17 protein-coding genes and 1 riboswitch are annotated in these 19,540 nt (G+C 68.5%); of the genes, 9 read left to right on the forward strand and 8 right to left on the reverse strand.

What is annotated here, in order from left to right; all coding sequences use genetic code 11:
- Nucleotides 1-52 precede the first annotated feature (52 nt).
- The 4 genes from OHB56_RS21540 to OHB56_RS21555 all read right to left on the reverse strand — a co-directional run bounded on the left by OHB56_RS21540 (nucleotide 53) and on the right by OHB56_RS21555 (nucleotide 3,224).
- Nucleotides 53-955 (reverse strand): LysR family transcriptional regulator, encoded by a 903-nt coding sequence (locus OHB56_RS21540; protein WP_406355087.1) that lies wholly within the window; start codon nucleotides 953-955, stop codon nucleotides 53-55.
- Nucleotides 956-1,180: 225 nt separating this feature from the next.
- The gene (locus OHB56_RS21545) at nucleotides 1,181-2,353 is read right to left on the reverse strand and encodes a cystathionine gamma-lyase (RefSeq protein WP_406355089.1); all 1,173 of its coding nucleotides are present in this window, start codon (nucleotides 2,351-2,353) and stop codon (nucleotides 1,181-1,183) included.
- Nucleotides 2,350-2,841 (reverse strand): low molecular weight protein-tyrosine-phosphatase, encoded by a 492-nt coding sequence (locus tag OHB56_RS21550; protein WP_406355091.1) that lies wholly within the window; start codon nucleotides 2,839-2,841, stop codon nucleotides 2,350-2,352. The genes OHB56_RS21545 and OHB56_RS21550 overlap by 4 nt, the downstream gene beginning before the upstream one ends.
- A gap of 5 nt (nucleotides 2,842-2,846) precedes the next feature.
- On the reverse strand, nucleotides 2,847-3,224 hold the full coding sequence (locus tag OHB56_RS21555) for a phage holin family protein (protein ID WP_055592338.1): 378 nt from the start codon (nucleotides 3,222-3,224) through the stop codon (nucleotides 2,847-2,849).
- Between the two features lie 59 nt (nucleotides 3,225-3,283).
- On the opposite strand from OHB56_RS21555, the gene OHB56_RS21560 reads away from it, so the two are divergent.
- From OHB56_RS21560 to OHB56_RS21575, 4 genes are all read left to right on the forward strand, one after another.
- The gene (locus tag OHB56_RS21560) at nucleotides 3,284-3,601 is read left to right on the forward strand and encodes a cupin domain-containing protein (protein ID WP_055592339.1); all 318 of its coding nucleotides are present in this window, start codon (nucleotides 3,284-3,286) and stop codon (nucleotides 3,599-3,601) included.
- A gap of 150 nt (nucleotides 3,602-3,751) precedes the next feature.
- A complete protein-coding gene (locus OHB56_RS21565; RefSeq protein WP_055592340.1) occupies nucleotides 3,752-3,964 on the forward strand; it encodes a DUF5326 family protein in 213 nt (70 codons plus the stop codon).
- A gap of 293 nt (nucleotides 3,965-4,257) precedes the next feature.
- A complete protein-coding gene (locus tag OHB56_RS21570; protein WP_406359175.1) occupies nucleotides 4,258-4,992 on the forward strand; it encodes an IclR family transcriptional regulator in 735 nt (244 codons plus the stop codon).
- A gap of 98 nt (nucleotides 4,993-5,090) precedes the next feature.
- On the forward strand, nucleotides 5,091-5,525 hold the full coding sequence (locus OHB56_RS21575) for an SsgA family sporulation/cell division regulator (RefSeq protein WP_055592341.1): 435 nt from the start codon (nucleotides 5,091-5,093) through the stop codon (nucleotides 5,523-5,525).
- 220 nt (nucleotides 5,526-5,745) lie between these two features.
- Here the strand turns inward: OHB56_RS21575 and OHB56_RS21580 are convergent, their stop codons facing one another.
- Nucleotides 5,746-6,996, reverse strand: a complete 1,251-nt coding sequence (locus OHB56_RS21580) for a YibE/F family protein (protein ID WP_406355093.1) — start codon at nucleotides 6,994-6,996, stop codon at nucleotides 5,746-5,748.
- Between the two features lie 673 nt (nucleotides 6,997-7,669).
- Nucleotides 7,670-7,858, forward strand: a riboswitch (TPP riboswitch).
- On the opposite strand from OHB56_RS21580, the gene thiC reads away from it, so the two are divergent.
- Both thiC and OHB56_RS21590 read left to right on the forward strand, forming a co-directional pair.
- Nucleotides 7,851-9,665 carry a phosphomethylpyrimidine synthase ThiC gene (gene thiC, locus OHB56_RS21585; protein WP_406355095.1) on the forward strand — a complete coding sequence of 605 codons (1,815 nt, stop codon included), beginning with the start codon at nucleotides 7,851-7,853 and terminating at the stop codon, nucleotides 9,663-9,665. (Overlaps the previous riboswitch by 8 nt.)
- 88 nt (nucleotides 9,666-9,753) lie before the next feature.
- Nucleotides 9,754-11,235: a VWA domain-containing protein gene (locus tag OHB56_RS21590; RefSeq protein ID WP_406355096.1), complete on the forward strand. Its 1,482-nt coding sequence runs from the start codon at nucleotides 9,754-9,756 to the stop codon at nucleotides 11,233-11,235.
- 201 nt (nucleotides 11,236-11,436) lie between these two features.
- Here the strand turns inward: OHB56_RS21590 and OHB56_RS21595 are convergent, their stop codons facing one another.
- From OHB56_RS21595 to OHB56_RS21605, 3 genes are all read right to left on the reverse strand, one after another.
- The gene (locus tag OHB56_RS21595; protein WP_326753752.1) at nucleotides 11,437-12,306 is read right to left on the reverse strand and encodes a hypothetical protein; all 870 of its coding nucleotides are present in this window, start codon (nucleotides 12,304-12,306) and stop codon (nucleotides 11,437-11,439) included.
- Between the two features lie 183 nt (nucleotides 12,307-12,489).
- Complete coding sequence (locus tag OHB56_RS21600) at nucleotides 12,490-13,581, reverse strand: metallophosphoesterase (RefSeq protein WP_326757081.1); 1,092 nt, start codon at nucleotides 13,579-13,581, stop codon at nucleotides 12,490-12,492.
- A 434-nt stretch (nucleotides 13,582-14,015) separates the two neighbouring features.
- Nucleotides 14,016-15,128 (reverse strand): LacI family DNA-binding transcriptional regulator, encoded by a 1,113-nt coding sequence (locus OHB56_RS21605; RefSeq protein WP_079035174.1) that lies wholly within the window; start codon nucleotides 15,126-15,128, stop codon nucleotides 14,016-14,018.
- Between the two features lie 535 nt (nucleotides 15,129-15,663).
- Between OHB56_RS21605 and hisC the strand changes: the two genes are divergently transcribed.
- The 3 genes from hisC (at nucleotide 15,664) to cydB (ending at nucleotide 19,535) form a co-directional block, all read left to right on the forward strand.
- Nucleotides 15,664-16,743, forward strand: a complete 1,080-nt coding sequence (gene hisC / locus OHB56_RS21610; RefSeq protein WP_326753753.1) for a histidinol-phosphate transaminase — start codon at nucleotides 15,664-15,666, stop codon at nucleotides 16,741-16,743.
- 260 nt (nucleotides 16,744-17,003) lie between these two features.
- Nucleotides 17,004-18,509, forward strand: coding sequence for a cytochrome ubiquinol oxidase subunit I (locus tag OHB56_RS21615; protein WP_406355099.1), 1,506 nt, complete (start codon nucleotides 17,004-17,006; stop codon nucleotides 18,507-18,509).
- A 21-nt stretch (nucleotides 18,510-18,530) separates the two neighbouring features.
- Nucleotides 18,531-19,535, forward strand: coding sequence for a cytochrome d ubiquinol oxidase subunit II (gene cydB / locus OHB56_RS21620; protein WP_326753755.1), 1,005 nt, complete (start codon nucleotides 18,531-18,533; stop codon nucleotides 19,533-19,535).
- Nucleotides 19,536-19,540 lie beyond the last annotated feature (5 nt).

The following is a 19,540-nucleotide window of genomic DNA, read 5'->3' on the forward strand; positions in this document are numbered from 1 at the left end:
CCGACTGAATTTCCGGCGTGGGTCGTTCGGCGTGAGCCGCCCGACCGGAGGGTCAGCACCAGTCGGTGGCCGCCTGCTGCAGTGCCTCATGGGCGCGTGCGACATGCGGCATGGCCAGGGCGCCGTTCCGGACCACCAGGAAGTATGTACGTAACGGCGGCACCGCGGGCTCGTGCAGGGCGGTCACCTCCCCCCGTTCGAGTGCGGCCGTACACAGATACCGGGGCAGCACAGCCATCCCGGCACCCGCGACGGTGCAGGCCAGCACCGCGCGTAGATCCGGGACGACGACAGCGCCCGCGGTGACAGGACGGGAGTCGAAGACGGAAGCCCAGTAACGGGAGACGAGGGGGAGCGACTCGTGCACCTCGATCACCGGGATCTGCTCCGGAGCGGACACCCCGGCGGGGCGAACTCCGTCGGCGCTGAACCGCTCGGCCCAGCGGGGCGCGGCGACCAGGACGTGTTCCTCGTCGCAGAGCGGAGTCGCCGAGAGCAGTGCACCGCGGGGCCGGACCGTACTGATGGCCAGATCGTGCCGTCCGGCGGCCAGCCCTTCCAGCGTCTCCTCGGCGGTTCCGAAGGAGGCGCGCAGGGCGAAGCTCTGGCCGTTCGGGGTCAGTGCGGTGAGCGCGGGCACGGCCCGCTCGGACGTGAACTCCAGAGGTCCTGCCAGGTGCAGCGTCCGCGAGGAGAAGTCATCGTCGAGCCCGGTCTCGGTGATTTCCACCAGGGCATCGAGGTGGGGTGCGGCTTTGTGGGCGAGTTCGTCCCCGATGGTCGTGGGGGTCACACCGCGGGCCTGCCGCAGGAACAGCGGCCGCCCCAGCTGCCGCTCCAGGGTCCGGATCTGAGAGGTCACGGCCGGCTGGGAGAGGCCGAGCAAGGCGGCGGCGCGGGTGAAGGAACCGGCTCGGTGGACGGTCACGAAAGTCCGCAACAAGGCCAGATCCACAGCACACCCTCCCGTTCGTCGGCCTCGCTGCCGCTCCGGCGCAACTATAAATATGTCGATAGGTCGCTGTCGCTACAGTGATTGGACACTGACACTGAGTCAACTAGCCTTGGTCACACGGTTCTTCGCGAGCGTAGAACCGGGACGGTCCGAGCCACGAGGGGGGAGGCTCGGACCGTCCGTCGTCGGGAGCCGGGAGCCTGACGACCCGCCCGGACGGACCGGTCAGCCGGCCGACTCGTCCAGTGCGCGCAGCACGTCCGCCACCAGATCGGCAGGGTCCTCGGCCCCGACGGAGAAGCGGACGAAGCCCTCCGGCACCGCGTCCCCACCCCAACGACCCCGTCGCTCGGCCGTGGACCGCACACCGCCGAAGCTCGTCGCATCGTCCACGAGCCGCAGCGCGTCGAGGAAACGGTCCGCACGTGCCTGTGAGGGCAGAGTGAAGGAGACCACGCATCCGTAACGCCGCATCTGCTGCGAGGCGATCTTGTACGAGGGATCGTCCGGCAGCCCCGGATAGCGCAGCCCCGTCACCTCGGGCCGTTCCCGCAGCGCTTGGGCGAGCGTCAGCGCCGTGGCGTTCTGCCGGTCGACCCGCAACTGGAGCGTGGCGATCGAACGGTGTGCGAGCCAGGCCTCCATGGGGCCGGTAATGGCGCCGGCGATCTTGCGCCAGCGGCGTACGGCGGCCATCGCCTCGGCGTCGCGGCCGGCGACATATCCCAGGAGGACGTCGCCGTGTCCGGTGAGCTGCTTGGTGCCGCTGGCCACGGTGAAGTCGGCGCCGAGCTCCAGCGGGCGCTGGCCGAGCGGGGTCGCGAGGGTGTTGTCGACGGCGACCAGGGCACCACGCGCGTGGGCGGCTTCGGCGAGCCGCCGCACGTCGCACACGTCGAGCCCGGGGTTCGACGGGGTCTCGATCCACAGCAGCCTCGCGCCGTCGAGGAGATCGAGCTGGGCGTCGCCCCCGGTCGGTGCGGTGCGTACCTCGATGCCGTATGTCTCCAGCTGGGCGCGCACCAGGGGCAGTGCCTGATAGCCGTCGTTCGGCAGGACAGCCACGTCCCCGGTGCGGAGCTGGGAGAAGAGCACCGAGGAGATCGCGGCCATGCCCGAGGGGAACACCAGGGTTTCGACGCCGTCCTGCCCCGGTGCCTCCAGCTCTCCGATGGCCCGCTCCAGCAGCGTCCAGGTCGGGTTCTCGTCCCTGCCGTAGGTGTAGGGGCCGGTGGGATCGCCGGGCAGGTGGAAGTGGGCCGCGAAGACGGGGCCGGGCAGGGTCGGTTCGTGCTTGACCGGATCGGGCAGCCCGGCCCGCACCGCACGCGTGCCCTCACCGGGAGACGTTCCCCCCGCGCCCGTCTCGTAGCCGCTGGTCATCCTCGAATCGTTCATGCCGCCCGTCCCTCCGCCTGCTCACGTACCGAGGAGAGCAGCCCGGCGCTCGCCGCCTCCACCATCTCAAGACATGTGTAAAAGCCGTCCATCTCCCCGTAGTAAGGGTCCGGTACGTCCAGATCGTCACCCGCTTCGGGGTCGTACGAGCGCAACAGGCGCACCTTGTCCGCGTCCCGCGGGGTGGGGGCCAGGCGGCGCAGGGTCCTGAGGTGGCCCGTGTCGAGGGCGATGACCAGATCGAGGCGGGCGAACCAGGAGGGGTCGAACCGCCGGGCGGTGTGGTCGGAGGCGTAGCCGTTCTCCTCGAGGACGGCCACCGTGCGTGGATCGGCGCCGTCCCCCTTGTGCCAGCCGTCGGTGCCGGCGCTCTCGGCCTCGACCACGCCGTCGAGTCCGTCTTCCGCGACGCGCGCGCGGAAGACGGACTCGGCCGTCGGAGAGCGGCAGATGTTGCCGGTGCAGACGAAACAGACGCGGTAGGCCATGGTGTTCAGTCTCCGTCGGGGAGAACGACGTTGAGGGCCCAGGAGACGACCGAGACGACCAGACCGCCCAGCACGGCAGTCCAGAAGCCCTCTACATGGAAGCTCAGGTCGAACACGTCGGCGAGCCAGGAGGTGAGCAGCAGCATCAGAGCGTTCACCACCAGCGTGAACAGCCCGAGAGTCAGGACGAGCAGCGGGAGGCTGATGAGCTGCACGAGCGGCTTGACCAGGGAGTTCACCACGCCGAAGATCAACGCGACGAGTATGAGGGTACCGATCTCCTTGCCCGTGCTGTCACCGGTCAGGGTGATCTTGTCGATCAGCCACACCGCGACCGCGAGGGCCGCTGCGTTGGCGATCGTCTTGACTACGAAATTCTTCATGTGTCTGATCGTGGCAGACAGGACCGGACATGAGCAGTGAGGCAGGGGCGGACAAGGCTATGAAGGCATTCCGGCTGGACGAACTGGAGACCGAACGCGCCGCCAACGAAGGCGCCTACCTCCAGTTCCTGCGGGAGCGGAACATGTCGGTCGGCCTGTACGCCCTGGACGCGGGCGAGCAGGATCCACAGCAGCCGCACGGCCAGGACGAGGTGTACTTCGTCGTCAGCGGCAGAGCGGCGATCACTGTCGGCATGGAGACCACGCAGGTGGCCCGCGGCAGCATCGTGTACGTGCCGGCCGGGGTCGCGCACAAGTTCCACCACATCAGTGAGGACCTGAGGGTCCTGGTGGTGTTCTCTCCGCCCGAGAGCTGAGCCGCGGTCTCCGGGTTCCCTAGGGGACCGCTCAGGGGAGGACAAGGGATCAGAGGCCCCCGGCAGGGCTCCTGCCGCCCTAGCATCGAGTGCAGGACATCATTCACGCGACCCGGTACGAGACGGGCGGAGCAGGTAAGGACGAAGGCGATGCGAGAGATCTTCATGGGACTGCCGTGGTGGGTGAAGTGGATCGCGGTGCCGGTCATCGCCCTGGTCGTGTTCGGCGGCCTGATAGCCAGCGTGGTCGGGTTCGTGGTCTATCTACTCTTCAAGGTGCTGGTCTTCGTCGCCCTGGTCGGCGGACTCATCTACGTCGTACGGAAGTTCACGTCGAGTTCGACGTCGCGCGGCGACTGGTGAGCCTCACGGGGAGCCGGTGAAGCGGTAACAGCCGGCGCCGGTTCCCTCGGGTGGGGGAAGTTTCCCGGACGAACCGTCTGCGTGCGGTGACAGACGGTTAGAGTCCGGAAGGCCATGCGGGGACGATCCCCGCGAGCGGCGTACACCCCCACCCGTGTTCCCCCGCACGGGCTGCCCCCTCGCTCCGGGAGTGACCCTTGGCCACGGCTGCCACCGTCCCCGCACATCTGTCCGCCGTTCCCTGCCAGCCCCATGCGCGCCCAGCGTCCGAGCCGGCGCCCACCACGACCCTCATCGGCTCGGTACAGCGTGCGATGCGTCTACTGGAGTCCGTCGCGGGACACGAGTCCGGGGCCCCGGCCAAACAGTTGGCCCGCGAGACCGGGTTGGCGCTTCCCACGGCCTACCACCTGTTGCGCACCCTCGTGCACGAGGGCTATCTGCGCCGCGACAAGGGGTTGTTCTTCCTCGGCGACGCGGCCGAGCGGCTGAACAGGAGTGGAGCCCCGCAGAAACGTCGCAGCATGGTCGTCGCCGCCCTCACGCACTGGCGTGACGCGATCGGGGCCCCCGTGTACTACGCGGTGTACCGCGAGGGCGAGATCGACCTGGTGTGCGTCTCCGACACCCCGGGCAATCCCGCGGTCCAGGAATGGGCCGACTTCCGGGCGACCGGCCACGCGCACGCCATCGGACAGTGCCTGCTGTCCCAGCTCGACGAGCCCGCCCGCCGTGACCACCTCGACCGCTACCCGGTGCAGCCCGTCACGCCGTACACCGTGCGCGACGGGCACAGCCTGCTCCGGCGCCTTGAGCGGACGCGTCGCATGGAGCCGGTGTTCGCGCGGCAGGAGTACGCGCTGGGGACGGTGTGCGCGGCCGTCCCGATCACGGCCGGTGCCACGGCCGCGACGATCGCCGTCTCTCTTCCGGTCCATCAGGTCCACCGGCTGCACCCTGCCGCCCAGCAGTTGCAGGCGGAAGTGGGCCGTCTGCTGGGGCCGCTGGCACTCTCTATCAGTATCTGAAAACTCACTCCTTGTAATTTGCTGTGTACGTTGAGCAAGATTCACCCAGTGTCAGGGGTCCATTCCCGGCCGGTCCGTAGCGAATGACGGGGTAGGCGATGCGCGAGTCCGTGCAGGCAGAGGTCATGATGAGCTTTCTCGTGTCGGAGGAGCTGTCCTTCCGTATCCCGGTGGAGCTCCGCTACGACACCTGTGATCCCTACGCCGTACGGTTGACCTTCCATCTTCCCGGTGACGCGCCGGTGACCTGGGCGTTCGGCAGGGAGCTGCTGATCGACGGGGTGGGCAGACCGTGCGGCGAGGGTGACGTACGCGTTTCACCGGTCGACCCCGACTCCCTGGGCGAGGTGCTGATCCGGCTTCAGGTCGGATGCGATCACGCGCTGTTCCGTTCTTCGACGGCTCCCCTCGTGGCCTTCCTCGATCGCACCGACAAACTGGTACCGCTGGGCCAGGAGGGGGCGCTCGCCGACTTCGACGCCCATCTCGACGACGCGCTGGACCGCATTCTGGCGGAGCAGAGCGCCGGGTGAGGCGTTCCGCCTCCGGCCAGCCCCGGCGGAACACCTCACCGTGTTCCGCCGGACCGTGCAGGAACGCTTCCGCAGCGGCGACCGAGCGGCTCCGGTGCCGCATTGAACAGCAGTCGGCAGTCGACGGCTGATGGCTGATGGCTGATGGCCGGAGGGCGGGTTGCCGGGAGAGCGGCCACGGACGGTCGGAAGTCGGCGGCGCGCGGTCCGGAGGGCGGGGTCAGCGCTTCCGGCGCCTGCCCCGTCCGCCGCGTGCCGGAGCCGACCGGATGCCTTCCTCGGTCGCCGCCTGCGCGGTCGGACGGTCGGCCGAGACCACCAGGGCAGCCAGCACCGTGGTGACCGGCACCGAGGCGACCAGACCGATCGAGCCGATCAGCGTACGCACGATCTCCTCCGCCACCAGTTCGCTGTTGGCGACCGTCCCCACGCTGCTCTGCGCGATGGAGAACAGCAGCAGCAAGGGCAGCGCAGCACCCGCGTAGGCGAGAACCAGGGTGTTGACGACGGACGCGATGTGGTCGCGGCCGATGCGGATGCCCGCGCGATACAGCCCGCGCCAGCCCATCGACGGGTTGGCCTCGTGCAGTTCCCATACGGCCGAGGTCTGGGTGACCGTCACGTCGTCGAGCACACCGAGCGATCCGATGATGACGCCGGCCAGCAGCAGACCACTCATGTCGATGTTCGGGTAAAGGCCGTGGATCAGCCCGGTGTTGTCGTCGGTGTCGCCGGTCAGCGCCGCCCAATTGATGAAGACCGTGCCCAGAAAACCGATCAGCAGCAATGAGATCAGGGTCCCGATCACGGCCACGGAGGTACGCGCCGACAGTCCGTGGCAGAGATATAGGGCCTGCAGCATGATGGCGCTCGCCCCCACCACCGCCACGACCAGGGGATTCGAACCCTGCAGGATCGCGGGCAGGATGAAGAAGTTCAGCACCAGGAAGCTGATCGCCAGCGCGACCAGGGCCATCACGCCGCGCAGCCGTCCGACGGCGACGACGGCGACCGCGAAGATGCCGGCGAGCAGGGTCAGCGGTACGCGCCGGTTCACATCCGCCACCGAGTACTGGAGGTCCTTCGGCGCGGAGGGCTCGTAGGCGACGACGACCTCCTGACCCTCGCGCAGTTGCCGTGACTGGTCCGGCTGCACGATCTCGGTGAAGGTGCGGCCCGCATCGTCACCGGTGTCGACCCGGATCGTCGCTTTCTTGCACGTGCCGTCCGCCTGCTGCTGCGCGGAGGACCCCTCGGCCGTGGAGGTGTCGCCGGTCGGGACGCCCCCGGATGCGTTGACGGACGAACAGCTCAGCTCGACCACCTTGGTGACCGTGGCCTGCTGCGTCTGCCGGTCGAAACCGACGCCGGTCCGCTCGTGGTCGGGTGTGCCACCCGGCCACAGCACCGCGAGGCCGATCAGCACCGCCGCGCCGAACGGGATGAGGACCGCCGCGATGACCTTGCGCAAGTGCTTCGATACGGGAGCGGCCGGGCCGTGGCTGTGACTGTGCCCGTGCGCGTGGCCGTGCCCACCGCTGTCGCCCGGACCATGCCCGTGCCCGCCGTTCCCCGGAGGCGGACCGTCGTGCCCGCCGCCCGAGTGCGGACCTCCGCCGGAGTTCGGGCCACGTCCGCGGCCGCCGGCACCGGGGTCCGGACTGTGGTCATGACCCGGGCCCCGGTCCTGGCCGCGGACTCGACCCTGCCCTTGCTCTCCTTGTCCCTGCCCGTAGCCCTGGCCCGGCCGGCCCGCGCCGGGTCCGGGAGCCTGACCGGGAGGTCCGAAAACCGGGTCTACGGGCCCTGGGCCGACGGGCCCGCCGGGGCTTCTGGGGCCTCTGGGGCCAGGCCCTCCAGGACCGGGCAGGTGGTTCTGTGTCGCTGGCGCCTCGCCGGGGCCGTGTCCATGCCCGAACCAGTCTTCGGAGCCGGGGCCGTCTCCCTGAACGTCCCCATGGCCCAAGCCGGTGCCGGCTGCGGGGCCTCTGCCACGGCCGCCGCCGCTTCGGGCGCCGGAGCCACGGGATGGTTCGGGCTGCGGGTAGGGGGGAGGCTGCGTCGAGGTCACCGCCTGATCATCGCAAGAACAACGAAGGCCCTCTGGTCACCGCGCCAGGATTCCCGCTAGCGTGGAGGCACCTTTTTGTACACGCGGGAGCTCGGAGCACCGGGCTGAGAGGGCGCTGACCTCCGTCCCAGCGATGTTTCACATGAAACACCACTTGTCCGAGTGATGTTTCACACGGAACATCGGCAGACGGAAACCGCTGCGCCGACCGCTGAACCTGTTACCGGGTAATGCCGGCGTAGGGAGTAGGTCTCATGACCAACAAGGACGAACGCACGCCTGCCTCCACCCAGAATCCGACGGAAGCGTCGGCGGGGGAGGAGGCCGGGAAGTCCATCGGCTGGCACAAGGCGTACATCGAGGGCACACGCCCCGACCTGCGGGTGCCGGTCCGTCAGGTGCACCTCACCAACGGGCAGTCGGTCACGCTGTACGACACGTCGGGCCCGTACACCGACCCCCTGGTCAACACCGATGTGCGCAGAGGGCTGGCGCCGGTGCGGGAGAACTGGATCATCGAGCGCGGTAACACGGAGGAGTACGCGGGTCGTCCGGTCCGTCCCGAGGACGATGGGATCAGGCACACCTCGCCGCGCGGTGGGCTGCGCAATCTCGACGCGGTGTTCCCGGGCCGACCCCGTCAGCCGCGTCGGGGCCGCGCGGGCGGGACGGTCACGCAACTGGCGTACGCACGCCGAGGTGAGATCACGCCCGAGATGGAGTACGTGGCCATCCGGGAGAACGTATCGCCGGAGATCGTGCGTGAGGAGATCGCGGCAGGCCGCGCGGTGCTGCCCGCCAACGTCAATCACCCGGAGACCGAGCCGATGATCATCGGCAAGCGGTTCCTGGTGAAGGTCAACGCCAACATCGGCAACTCCGCGGTGACCTCTTCCATCGAGGAGGAGGTGGAGAAGATGACCTGGGCGACCCGCTGGGGCGCCGACACGGTCATGGATCTGTCCACCGGTCGCAACATCCACACCACCCGGGAGTGGGTGCTGCGCAACTCCCCCGTCCCCATCGGCACCGTGCCGCTCTACCAGGCGCTGGAGAAGGTCGACGGCAGGGCCGAGGAGCTGACCTGGGAGATCTACAAGGACACCGTCGTCGAGCAGGCCGAACAGGGCGTGGACTACATGACGGTCCACGCGGGCGTACGGCTGGCGTACGTGCCGCTCACCGCCCACCGCAAGACGGGCATCGTCTCGCGCGGCGGCTCGATCATGGCGGCGTGGTGCCTGGCGCACCACAAGGAGTCGTTCCTGTACGAGAACTTCGAGGAGCTCTGCGAGATCCTCGCGGCGTACGACGTCACGTACTCGCTCGGTGACGGTCTCCGGCCGGGCTCGATCGCCGACGCCAACGACGAGGCGCAGTTCGCGGAGTTGCGCACGCTCGGGGAGCTCAACCGGATCGCCAGGCGTTTGAATGTGCAGACCATGATCGAGGGCCCGGGGCACGTCCCGATGCACAAGATCAAGGAGAACATCGAGCTTCAGCAGGAGATCTGCGATGAAGCCCCGTTCTACACGCTCGGTCCGCTGACGACGGACGTCGCGCCCGCGTACGACCACATCACCTCCGGTATCGGTGCGGCGATGATCGCCTGGTGGGGTACGGCCATGCTCTGCTATGTCACGCCCAAAGAGCACTTGGGCCTGCCGGACCGCGACGACGTCAAGACCGGTGTCATCACCTACAAGATCGCCGCCCATGCCGCCGACATCGCCAAGGGGCACCCGGGGGCGCAGGAGTGGGACGACGCCCTGTCCGACGCGCGTTTCGAGTTCCGGTGGGAGGACCAGTTCAACCTGGCTCTCGATCCGGACACGGCGCGGGAGTTCCACGACGAGACGCTTCCGGCGGAGCCCGCGAAGACGGCGCACTTCTGCTCGATGTGCGGGCCGAAGTTCTGCTCCATGAAGATCAGCCGGAGCATCACGGAGCGGTTCGGCGGGACCTCGGCGGAGGGTGCGTCGGCCGAGGAGATCGCTGAAGGGATGCTGCGGAAGTCGAAGGAGTTCGCCGAGGCGGGCAACCGCGTGTACCTGCCGTTGACGGACTGAACGAACAAGCGGACCGAAGGGACAAAGGGGCGGGCCGTTCGGGCCCGCCCTCTCCTCTCCCGGGAAGCGGGTCGGCAGACTGGATGCCATGACAGCGAGATCAATGAGCAAGGGGTCCAACCTTCCCGTCGACGCACGGGTGGTGCGCGCCGAGCTCGCCTGGACCGCCGGGGCCGGTGTGCCCGACATCGACGGGTCGGCTCTGCTGCTCACGGAGAGCGGGCGGGTGCGGGACGACGGAGACTTCGTCTTCTACAACCAGCCGCGGCACACCTCCGGCGCTGTGACGCACCTGGGGAAGCGGAGCGCCGCCGGCGCCGCGACCGACACGGTCGAGGTGGATCTGCCTCGGCTGGAACCGGCCGTCGAGCGAGTCGTGCTGTGCGCGTCGTCGGACGGCGGGACGTTCGGCCAGGTGCCGGGACTGGTGCTCAGGCTGCTCGACGCCGGCACGGGGGCCGAGATCGCGCGGTTCGACATGGTGGCCGGAACGGAGACCGCGTTCATCGGCGGCGAGCTGTACCGGCGGCAGGGAAAGTGGAAGTTCCGCGCGGTGGGGCAGGGATACGCCGCAGGGCTCGCGGGGCTGGCCACCGACTTCGGTATCACCGTGGACGACGCTCCCCCGGTGGCAGCGGACTCCACGACGGCTGCCGGCTCCACCACGGCACCCGGTGTGACGACGCCCGCGGCCGCAGTGCCGCCGGTCCCGCCCGCGGTGCCCACCACCGCGCCCCAGCCCTCGGTCGCGCCGGCCGCCTCCGCCCCGGCGTCCCCTGCCCCCGTCCCGTCGGCCGCTCCGCGGCTCACCAAGGGTGAGGAACGGCTGCCGGTGGACATGCGCAAGCGGCTGTCACTGCGCAAGGAGCAGGTGGCGGTCAGCCTGCGCAAGCACGGAGCCGCCGGGGTCACCGCGCGCGTCGTCCTCGTACTGGACGCCTCCGGCTCCATGTCCTTCCTGTACTCCAAAGGAGTGGTGGCGGACGTCGTCGAACGTATGGCCGCGGTTGCCGCGCAACTGGACGACGACGGTGAGATGCAGGCCTGGACGTTCGCCTCGAATCCGGCGCGGCTGCCGGACCTGCTCCTGGGCGAGCTGCCCGAATGGCTCCGGCTGCACGTACGGGTGGGAGAGATGAGCCTCTTCCGACGTGGGCGGAAGAAAGGGCTGGACCCGAGCCAGGTCGACATGCGGGAGGTCGGCATCCAGAACGAGGAACAGAAGGTCATCGCCGAGGTCCGCTCGTTCGTCAGGGACAGCCCCGCGGCGGCCCCGACGCTCGTGCTGTTCTTCTCCGACGGTGGTGTCTACCGGAATGCCGAGATCGAGAGAGAGCTCCGCGAAGCGGTGGAGGAACCGATCTTCTGGCAGTTCGTGGGCCTTGGCCGGGCGAACTACGGTGTGCTGGAACGGTTCGACACGCTGCCCGGGCGCCGCGTCGACAACGTCGGGTTCTTCGCCGTCGACGACATCGGCACCGTGCCGGACCCGGAGTTGTACGACCGCCTGCTGTCCGAGTTCCCCCAGTGGATCACCGCAGCGGGCCGGGCGGGCATCCTCCGTCCCTGATGATCACTGCTGATCACTGCCCAGGCCTGTGCGGGCACAGGGCGGTGAGCCCCGGACGCCCCGGCTCACACGCCTCGGCGCGGAGCCTCCGGGACGGGCTCCGCCGGTGAGGGAGCGCAAGCCGACGGCTGGGCCGTCCGCATGCTTCGGCTCGTCGGGTGGGGCCGACTCCGGTGGGGCCGGCTTATTCGGTTGTTTCGGCTACTCGGGCTTGTGTTCCGGTCCTCCGAAGTCCGGGCTGCTGTAGTCCGGGCTCGAGTAGCTCGGACGCCGGCTGCGGTTCGTCCTCTCACCGGGGCTGGTGAACCCCGGCCGGTCGTAGCCGAGATGCGGGATGCGGCCGGCCGGTTCGGACGGCGTCGCGTAGTGCAGTGCGGCCGCCGTACCCGGGTCGGCGAGCGCGTCCCGCAGGAACGGGATGATCCCCTGCTCCCGCAGTGCCTCGTGCCAGGTTTCCCTGGCCAGGGTCAGCTCCTTGTCGGCTTCGCCGTACGGCCCGCTCCGGGCCGAGGGCTTGTTGCGCAGGGCGGTCAGCAGCAGGCCCACCGCGGCGACCAGGATGGCGACCGCGGTCACGGCGCCGAATGTCCAGCCCGTGATGAGCATGGTCCGGGCGAAGGCCGCGCCGGGATCGAGCAAGCGCAGGATGTAGCCGACGAGCAGGAATATCGCGGCCGCGGTGCCGGCCAGAACAGGTGCCAGGACGGCGACGACGGCGACGGCGCCCGCGCCGGCGGTCTCGGCGACCTCTCCCATGGTGGTGGCGAGCCCCGCCGTCTCCGGCCCCGGCTCGGAGGAGCCGGACGCCCGAGTGGACGGGGTGGACGACGCCGGTGGCCGGCGCAGTTCCTCGCGGACCTTGGTGTAGTGCTGGTACTCGGTTGCCGCGGCCACCGTGATGATCGCGGTGGCGTTGAGCGCCATCGTGCGCAGTTGTTCGGAGGTGAGCCGCTGTCCGGCAGTGGCCAGTTCCGGGCGTTGTGGTGCGGAGCGCAGCACCTCATCGAGAATCCGCGCGTAATCCTGGCGGTCCTCGGTCAACAGATGCTGCGGAACGCTGTTCATGTGCATCCCCCGATGCTCCGTAGGGCTTGTGACTCGGCATGCTGACGAGCCGTTGGGCAGAAACGGAGGGGAGCCTGCTACGGATAAGCCGATGGTAGAGCGACAACGGTGCGCCATGACAGGGGGTTTACCGAAATTGGACTCGGTTCGGTGCGGTTCCGGGCCGGGGGTACTCGGCCCGGAACCCGCTCACTGGGTGAGCGGCAGTTGCTGGACCAGCAGCTTTCCGTCCATCGTCACGCCACCGTCCATCGCGATGGCCAGCCCCTCGGCGTAGACGTGCGGACCATCGACGACGGGACCGTTGCCGTCCTCGCCGTCCTCGGAGCCTACTTCGCCCAGCAGATACGGAATGGGGCTGTGTCCGTGAACGACCCGGGTGCCGCCGTACGTATCCAACAGCGAGCGTACCGCCTCGGCGCCGCCCTCGTCTCGGAAGGAGAACCGCTTGGTGAACTTGCGGAACAGGTCCCAGACCTCGTCGGCGTCGTTGCGGGTGATCGTCTCGCGGACGGTGTCGTTGACTTCCTCGATGGAACGGCCGTAGTCGAGGTAGGCGGTGGTGTCGGAATGCAGCAGCAGATGGTCGTCGACGGCCTCGACGGCGTCCAGGCGGGCCATCCACTGCAGGTGGTGGTCCTGAAGGCGGTCCATGTCGGTCTTCTGCCCACCGTTGAGCAGCCAGGCGGCCTGGAAGGTGGCGGTGCCCGCGCCGGAGTTGACGGGAGTGTCGCCGAACCGCTTGGCACCGAGCAGCAGCAGTTCGTGATTGCCCATCAGGGCCTTGCAGTAGCCACCGGCCGCGGCGGCCTCGGCGGACAGCCGCATCACGAGGTCGATGACGCCGATGCCGTCCGGGCCGCGGTCGGTGAAGTCGCCGAGGAACCAAAGCCGCGCGGGTCCGGCGCACCACTGGCCCGCGGAGTCGATGAGGCCCTGCTCCTGGAGGGCGGCCACCAGTTCGTCGAGGTAGCCGTGGACGTCACCGACCACGTACAGCGGACCGGGCCCGGTGGCGGGCTGCGGTGCGGGCACGGACGCGGGGTCGACGGTCACCTGCACAGTGTCACCCCGATTGATGACCGGAAGGTCCCGTTGCGTGGGTGTGTATCCCTCCGGGTGGTTCGCCTCGGAGGGTGGGACCGCGTTGCCGGGGTGCATGCTGTGGGCGTACGGACCGGTCTCGTGGACGTAAGCGGGTACCCGGAAGTCGCGCACCGTCGCTGTGCGCTCCACCGCGGGTCCCTGACCGGCCCCCTGAGTCATCGACCCCTCCACCATCAAGCCGCAACTGCACCGCGTCGGACTGCCTGGTCGCAGCGGCCCGCGGTGTCGTGGGCCCATCATAGGAATGCGGATAGCGCCATGTGATGACCCAGGGGTGGTGAATCGGCGCACGCGTCCAGTTCGCTACGAATTTCATCCCCTTTTGGTCAAGTTGTCGGCTTTTTTTCAGGACCTCGGCCGCCCAGGTGCCGTCCGGCAGTGCGGGCTCCTCGCGGCACGGCGGTCGCCCGCCTCAGGGAGGCCGGTCAGTTTTCCGCGGAGGAGGGCTCCGCGGGAGCCGGATGAGCGACGGAGGAGCGGCGGAGGGAACCGGAAGGGCTCGGGAGGCGCGGCGCCGACCCACCCCCGAGGAAGCAGTGGCTTCACCCCTCCGGGAGCCACTGCCACCGAGACCTCTCTGCCCCGCTCCGCCGAGTCCTCGCCGTCCGTCAGGTCCGTTCCGGTGACCGTGGTGGGCTGACCGTCGTGCGCGGCGGGCGGCGCTGCGACGAGGTGCGCACGATCAGCTCGGTGGGTATGACCTGCGCCACCGTGTGCTCGGCATCGACGCCCTCGATCGCGTCGATGAGCAGCTGCACCACGGCCGTGCCGATGCGGCGCGGTTTGAGCGAGAGCGTGGTGACGGGCGGCTCGGTGTTGGCGTAGACGGTCGACTCGCTGCAGCAGACCAGCAGCAGGTCGTCCGGGACGCGCAGGCCGTATCGGCGTGCGGCGGCGAGCAGATCGGTGCCGTTCGGATCGAACAGGCCGTAGACGGCGTCCGGGCGGTCGGGACGGGCGAGGAGCCGGTCGGCGGCGACGGCACCCGCGCACGGATCGTGCGCCGGATAGGCCTCGTACACCGGATCCTGGCCGACGCGTTCGCACCAGTGCAGATACGCGGTGGTCGACAGGTGGGTGTACGTGTCGGTCGTGGTCCCGGTCAGCAGGCCGATGCGGCGGGCGCCGGCGTCGGCCAGGTGGTCGAGGATCCCGAGGACCGCCGCTTCGTGGTCGTTGTCCACCCAGGCCGTGACCGGGAGCGAGCCGGCCGGGCGGCCGTCGGAGACGACCGGTAAACCCTGCCGGACCAGTTCGCTGACGACCGGATCCTGGTCCGAGGGGTCGATGACGACCGTGCCGTCCAGGGCGACGTTGGACCACACGTCGTGGCGGGAGGTCGCGGGAAGGATCACGAGGGCGTAGCCGCGGGCCAGGGCGGCGGAGGTGGCGGCGCGCGCCATCTCGGCGAAGTACGCGAACTCGGTGAAGGTGAAAGGTTCTTCCCCGTACGTGGTCACGGTCAGGCCGATGAGCCCCGACTTGCCGGTGCGGAGCGTGCGGGCGGCGGCCGAGGGACGGTAGCCCAGTCTGTCGGCGACCTCGCGGACGTGGCGCCGGGTGGCGTCCGGGAGCCTGCCCTTGCCGTTGAGGGCATCGGAGACGGTCGTGATGGATACTCCGGCTGCGGCGGCCACGTCCCTGATGCCTGCCCGACCCGGCCTGCTGCTTCGGCGTGAGGTTTCCGCGCGGCTCACCTGGTGCTTCCCTGCTGCTGTCATGGCGAGCCGATAGTAGGGCTCATGCAGTGGGGTAGGGCGGACGCATATGCACGCATCGACAGGCACGTTTCTGCATGATCGTTAAGCGGTAATCTCCTTGGAAAGCAAGGGTATTTAACGTTTCAATGCCAGGATCTGGCGCGTCGGTGCATGCGGGCCTGTCGAGAGGGCGATGTTGCGAAGAGGTCTCAACTCACCTGCACGAGGGACGCGCGCCACGGCGCAAGCCACCGGCGCGTAGATATATGTGGGGTGCGCCCCCTGCCTGGACGCCTTTTGTGCGCCTTGGTAGGGCGATACCCCTGTTTCTGAAGGGACTGATGTGGCTCATGGAGCTGACCGGCCCTGACGGTGGTGCGAGGCCGGTACGCCCTGCGACGTCCTCGCCGACGCGCACTGCGGCCTGTGCCTCGGCAGGTCCGCCGTCGCCGTCGCCGCTGTACGCATCTACGCAGTGGCGCCGAATCCTCATAAGGTGAGCAGTATTGGATGTCGGCGGCGGTCAAGGGCCGCCGGTCTTCGGAGGAGGACTGCGGTGAGCGAGACGAGCCCCAAGCTGCGCGCCGAGCTGGAGGGTATCCCCACGTACAAGCCGGGCAAGCCGGCGGCGGCCGGGGGGCCGGTGGCCTACAAGCTGTCCTCCAACGAGAACCCCTATCCACCGCTGCCGGGGGTGATGGAGGCCGTGACGTCCGCGGCGTCCTCCTTCAACCGTTACCCCGACATGGCCTGTACATCACTGATGGAGGAACTGTCCGAGCGCTTCGCCGTCCCGGTCTCCCACCTGGCCACCGGCACCGGCTCGGTCGGCGTCGCGCAGCAGTTGCTGCAGGCCACCTCGGGCCCCGGGGACGAGGTGATCTACGCGTGGCGTTCGTTCGAGGCGTACCCGATCATCACCAGGATCAGTGGCGCCACCGCTGTGCAGGTGCCGCTGACGCCGGGCGATGTGCACGATCTGGACGCGATGGCCGAGGCGATCACCGAACGGACCCGGCTGATCTTCGTCTGCAACCCCAACAACCCGACCGGCACGGTGGTGCGGCGGGCGGAGCTGAAGCGTTTCCTCGACCGGGTGCCCCGTGATGTCCTGGTGGTGATCGACGAGGCGTACCGCGAATTCATCCGCGACCCCGAGGTCCCGGACGGCGTGGAGTTCTACCGGGATCGGCCCAACGTCTGCGTCCTGCGGACCTTCTCCAAGGCCTACGGTCTGGCGGGGCTGCGGATCGGCTTCGCGATCGCCCATGAGCCGGTGGCCGCGGCGCTGCGCAAGACGGCGGTGCCGTTCGGTGTGAGCCAGGTCGCGCAGGACGCCGCGATCGCCTCGCTGCGCGCCGAGGACGAGCTCATCGGCCGGGTCGGTTCGCTGGTGTGTGAGCGCAACCGTGTCATGGAGGCGCTGCGCGCGCAGGGCTGGAAGGTGCCGGAGAGCCAGGCCAACTTCGTGTGGCTGAGGCTGGGGGAGCGCACGACGGCGTTCGCGCAGGCGTGCGAGCAGGCGGGTGTGGTCGTCAGGCCCTTCCTCGGTGAGGGTGTGCGGGTGACGGTCGGCGAGGCCGAGGCCAACGACATCTTCCTGAAGGTGACGGAAGCCTTCTACAAGGAGCTGTAGCCGCACACGGTCAGGAGCAGGGTCAGGAGTGCCGGGCGACGGATCAGCCGTCGCCCGGCACTCCTGTGTTTCGACCGTTACCGACGAGGGGTTGACGTCACAGGGGACCCCCCTTCCGAATCCGAAAAGCAGTAGGCCATAATTGCTTGTGAATGTGAACGCGTTCACAAGCGCGTCCTGTTTTCGCCCGGATGTGGGGGACGAACAGGATCAAGCGGTCGTTGTGACACGGCGATGCAAGGCGATGCAAGGAGTGCGACGTGGACCTGGCTCTGGCGCCGGAGACGCTGGCGCGATGGCAGTTCGGCATTACCACCGTCTACCACTTCCTCTTCGTTCCTCTGACGATCTCGCTGGCCGCTCTCACGGCCGGGCTGGAGACCGCCTGGGTGCGCACCGGGAAGGAGAAGTACCTCAGGGCGACGAAGTTCTGGGGGAAGCTCTTCCTGATCAACATCGCGATGGGTGTGGTCACCGGCATCGTGCAGGAGTTCCAGTTCGGCATGAACTGGTCCGACTACTCGCGGTTCGTCGGCGATGTCTTCGGTGCCCCGCTCGCCTTCGAGACCCTGATCGCCTTCTTCTTCGAGTCCACCTTCATCGGCCTGTGGATCTTCGGCTGGGACAAGCTGCCCAAGAAGATCCACCTGGCCTGCATCTGGATGGTCTCCCTCGGCACGCTGCTGTCGGCGTACTTCATCCTGGCGGCCAACTCCTGGATGCAGCACCCGGTCGGCTACCGGATCAACGAGGAGAAGGGCCGGGCGGAACTCACCGACTTCTGGCTGGTGCTCACCCAGAACACCACGCTCAACCAGGTCTTCCACAGCTTCTCGGCGTCCGCGCTGACCGGTGGCGCCTTCATGGTCGGCATCGCCGCCTTCCACCTGATGCGCAAGAAGCACATCTCGGTGATGCGGACATCGCTCCGGCTCGGCCTGGTCACCATGGCCGTCGGAGGCATGTTCACCGCGATCAGTGGAGACACCCTCGGCAAGGTCATGTACGAACAGCAGCCCATGAAGATGGCCGCCGCCGAGGCGCTGTGGGACGGCGAGAGTCCGGCGCCGTTCTCCGTGTTCGCGTACGGGGACGTCGACAAGGGACACAACGAGGTCGCCCTGGAGATTCCCGGGCTGCTGTCCTTCCTCGCCCACGGCGACTTCGATTCCTACGTGCCCGGCATCAACGACACCAATGAGGCGCTGCAGGAGAAGTTCGGCCCCGGTGACTACAAGCCCATCGTCCCCGTCGCCTACTGGGGCTTCCGGTGGATGATCGGCTTCGGCATGGCGTCCTTCTCGCTCGCGCTGCTGGGGCTCTGGCTGACGAGGAAGAGGTTCCTGCTGCCGGCCGCCCTGCGCACCGGGGAGGACGAGGTACCGCATCTGGTGCTGCTGAGGAAGCCGCTGGGCGCGAGGCTCACCCGGCTGTACTGGCGCCTGGCGCTCTGGACCATGGCATTCCCGCTGATCGCCAATGCCTGGGGCTGGATCTTCACCGAGATGGGACGGCAGCCCTGGGTCGTCTACGGCGTGTTGCAGACCCGGCACGCGGTTTCCCCCGGAGTGTCCCAGGCCGAGGTCATCACCTCGATGACCGTTTTCACCCTGCTGTACGGAGTTCTGGCCGTGGTGGAGATCAAATTGCTCGCCAAGTACGTCAAGGCGGGCCCGCCCGAGCTCACCGAGGCCGATCTCAACCCGCCCACGAAGATCGGTGGCGATCTCCGTGACGCCGACAAGCCGATGGCCTTCTCGTACTAGGCCCGAGGGAGCCGCAGAGTCATGGAACTGCACAACGTCTGGTTCGTTCTGATCGCCTTCCTGTGGATCGGCTACTTCTTCCTGGAGGGCTTCGACTTCGGCATAGGGATCCTCACCCGGCTGCTCGCTCGCGACCGTGCCGAGAAGCGGGTGCTGATCAACACCATCGGCCCCGTCTGGGACGGCAACGAGGTATGGCTGCTCACGGCCGGCGCCTCGACCTTCGCCGCCTTCCCCGAGTGGTACGCCACGCTCTTCTCCGGCTTCTACCTGCCGCTGCTGGTCATCCTGGTCTGTCTGATCATCCGCGGTGTCGCCTTCGAGTACCGGGTCAAGCGACCGGAGGAGCGCTGGCAGCGCAACTGGGAGACGGCGATCTTCTGGACCTCGCTCATCCCCGCGTTCCTCTGGGGCGTGGCGTTCGGCAACATCGTGCGCGGAGTGAAGATCGACTCCGAGTTCGAGTACGTGGGCCACGTCTGGGAGTTGCTCAACCCGTACGCGCTGCTGGGCGGTCTGGTCACCCTGACGCTCTTCACCTTCCACGGTGCCGTGTTCGCCGCGCTCAAGACCGTCGGCGACATCCGGGGCCGGGCCCGGCAGACGGCCCTGCGGGTAGGGCTGCTCACCGCCGTCCTCGCGCTGGCCTTCCTGGGGTGGACGCAGATCGACAGCGGTGACGGCGCGAGCCTGGTCGCGATGGTCGTCACGGTCGCCGCGCTGGTCGCCGCCCTGGTGGCGAACCAGGCCGGGCGCGAGGGTTGGTCGTTCGCCCTGTCCGGCGCCACCATCGTGGCCGCCGTGACGATGCTCTTCCTGACGCTCTTCCCGAACGTCATGCCGTCCACACTGAACGCGGAGTGGAGCCTCACTGTCACCAACGCCTCCTCCAGCGACTACACGTTGAAGATCATGACCTGGCTCGCGGTGATCGCCCTACCGCTCGTCATGCTCTACCAGGGCTGGACGTACTGGGTCTTCCGCAAGCGGATCGGCACCCAGCACATCGCCGATCCCGTGCACTGAGGTGT

This window comes from Streptomyces sp. NBC_01635 (assembly GCF_045209715.1).
Taxonomy (GTDB): domain Bacteria; phylum Actinomycetota; class Actinomycetes; order Streptomycetales; family Streptomycetaceae; genus Streptomyces; species Streptomyces hirsutus.

Coding starts and splice junctions, on each gene's coding strand:
- OHB56_RS21545 (WP_406355089.1), bottom strand. CDS start 2,353: ATGAACGATTCGAGGATGACCAGCGGCTACGAGACGGGCGCGGGGGGA.
- OHB56_RS21550 (WP_406355091.1), bottom strand. CDS start 2,841: ATGGCCTACCGCGTCTGTTTCGTCTGCACCGGCAACATCTGCCGCTCT.
- OHB56_RS21555 (WP_055592338.1), bottom strand. CDS start 3,224: ATGAAGAATTTCGTAGTCAAGACGATCGCCAACGCAGCGGCCCTCGCG.
- OHB56_RS21560 (WP_055592339.1), top strand. CDS start 3,284: ATGAAGGCATTCCGGCTGGACGAACTGGAGACCGAACGCGCCGCCAAC.
- OHB56_RS21565 (WP_055592340.1), top strand. CDS start 3,752: ATGCGAGAGATCTTCATGGGACTGCCGTGGTGGGTGAAGTGGATCGCG.
- OHB56_RS21575 (WP_055592341.1), top strand. CDS start 5,091: ATGCGCGAGTCCGTGCAGGCAGAGGTCATGATGAGCTTTCTCGTGTCG.
- thiC (WP_406355095.1), top strand. CDS start 7,851: ATGACCAACAAGGACGAACGCACGCCTGCCTCCACCCAGAATCCGACG.
- OHB56_RS21590 (WP_406355096.1), top strand. CDS start 9,754: ATGACAGCGAGATCAATGAGCAAGGGGTCCAACCTTCCCGTCGACGCA.
- OHB56_RS21595 (WP_326753752.1), bottom strand. CDS start 12,306: ATGCACATGAACAGCGTTCCGCAGCATCTGTTGACCGAGGACCGCCAG.
- OHB56_RS21600 (WP_326757081.1), bottom strand. CDS start 13,581: ATGGTGGAGGGGTCGATGACTCAGGGGGCCGGTCAGGGACCCGCGGTG.
- OHB56_RS21605 (WP_079035174.1), bottom strand. CDS start 15,128: ATGACAGCAGCAGGGAAGCACCAGGTGAGCCGCGCGGAAACCTCACGC.
- cydB (WP_326753755.1), top strand. CDS start 18,531: ATGGAACTGCACAACGTCTGGTTCGTTCTGATCGCCTTCCTGTGGATC.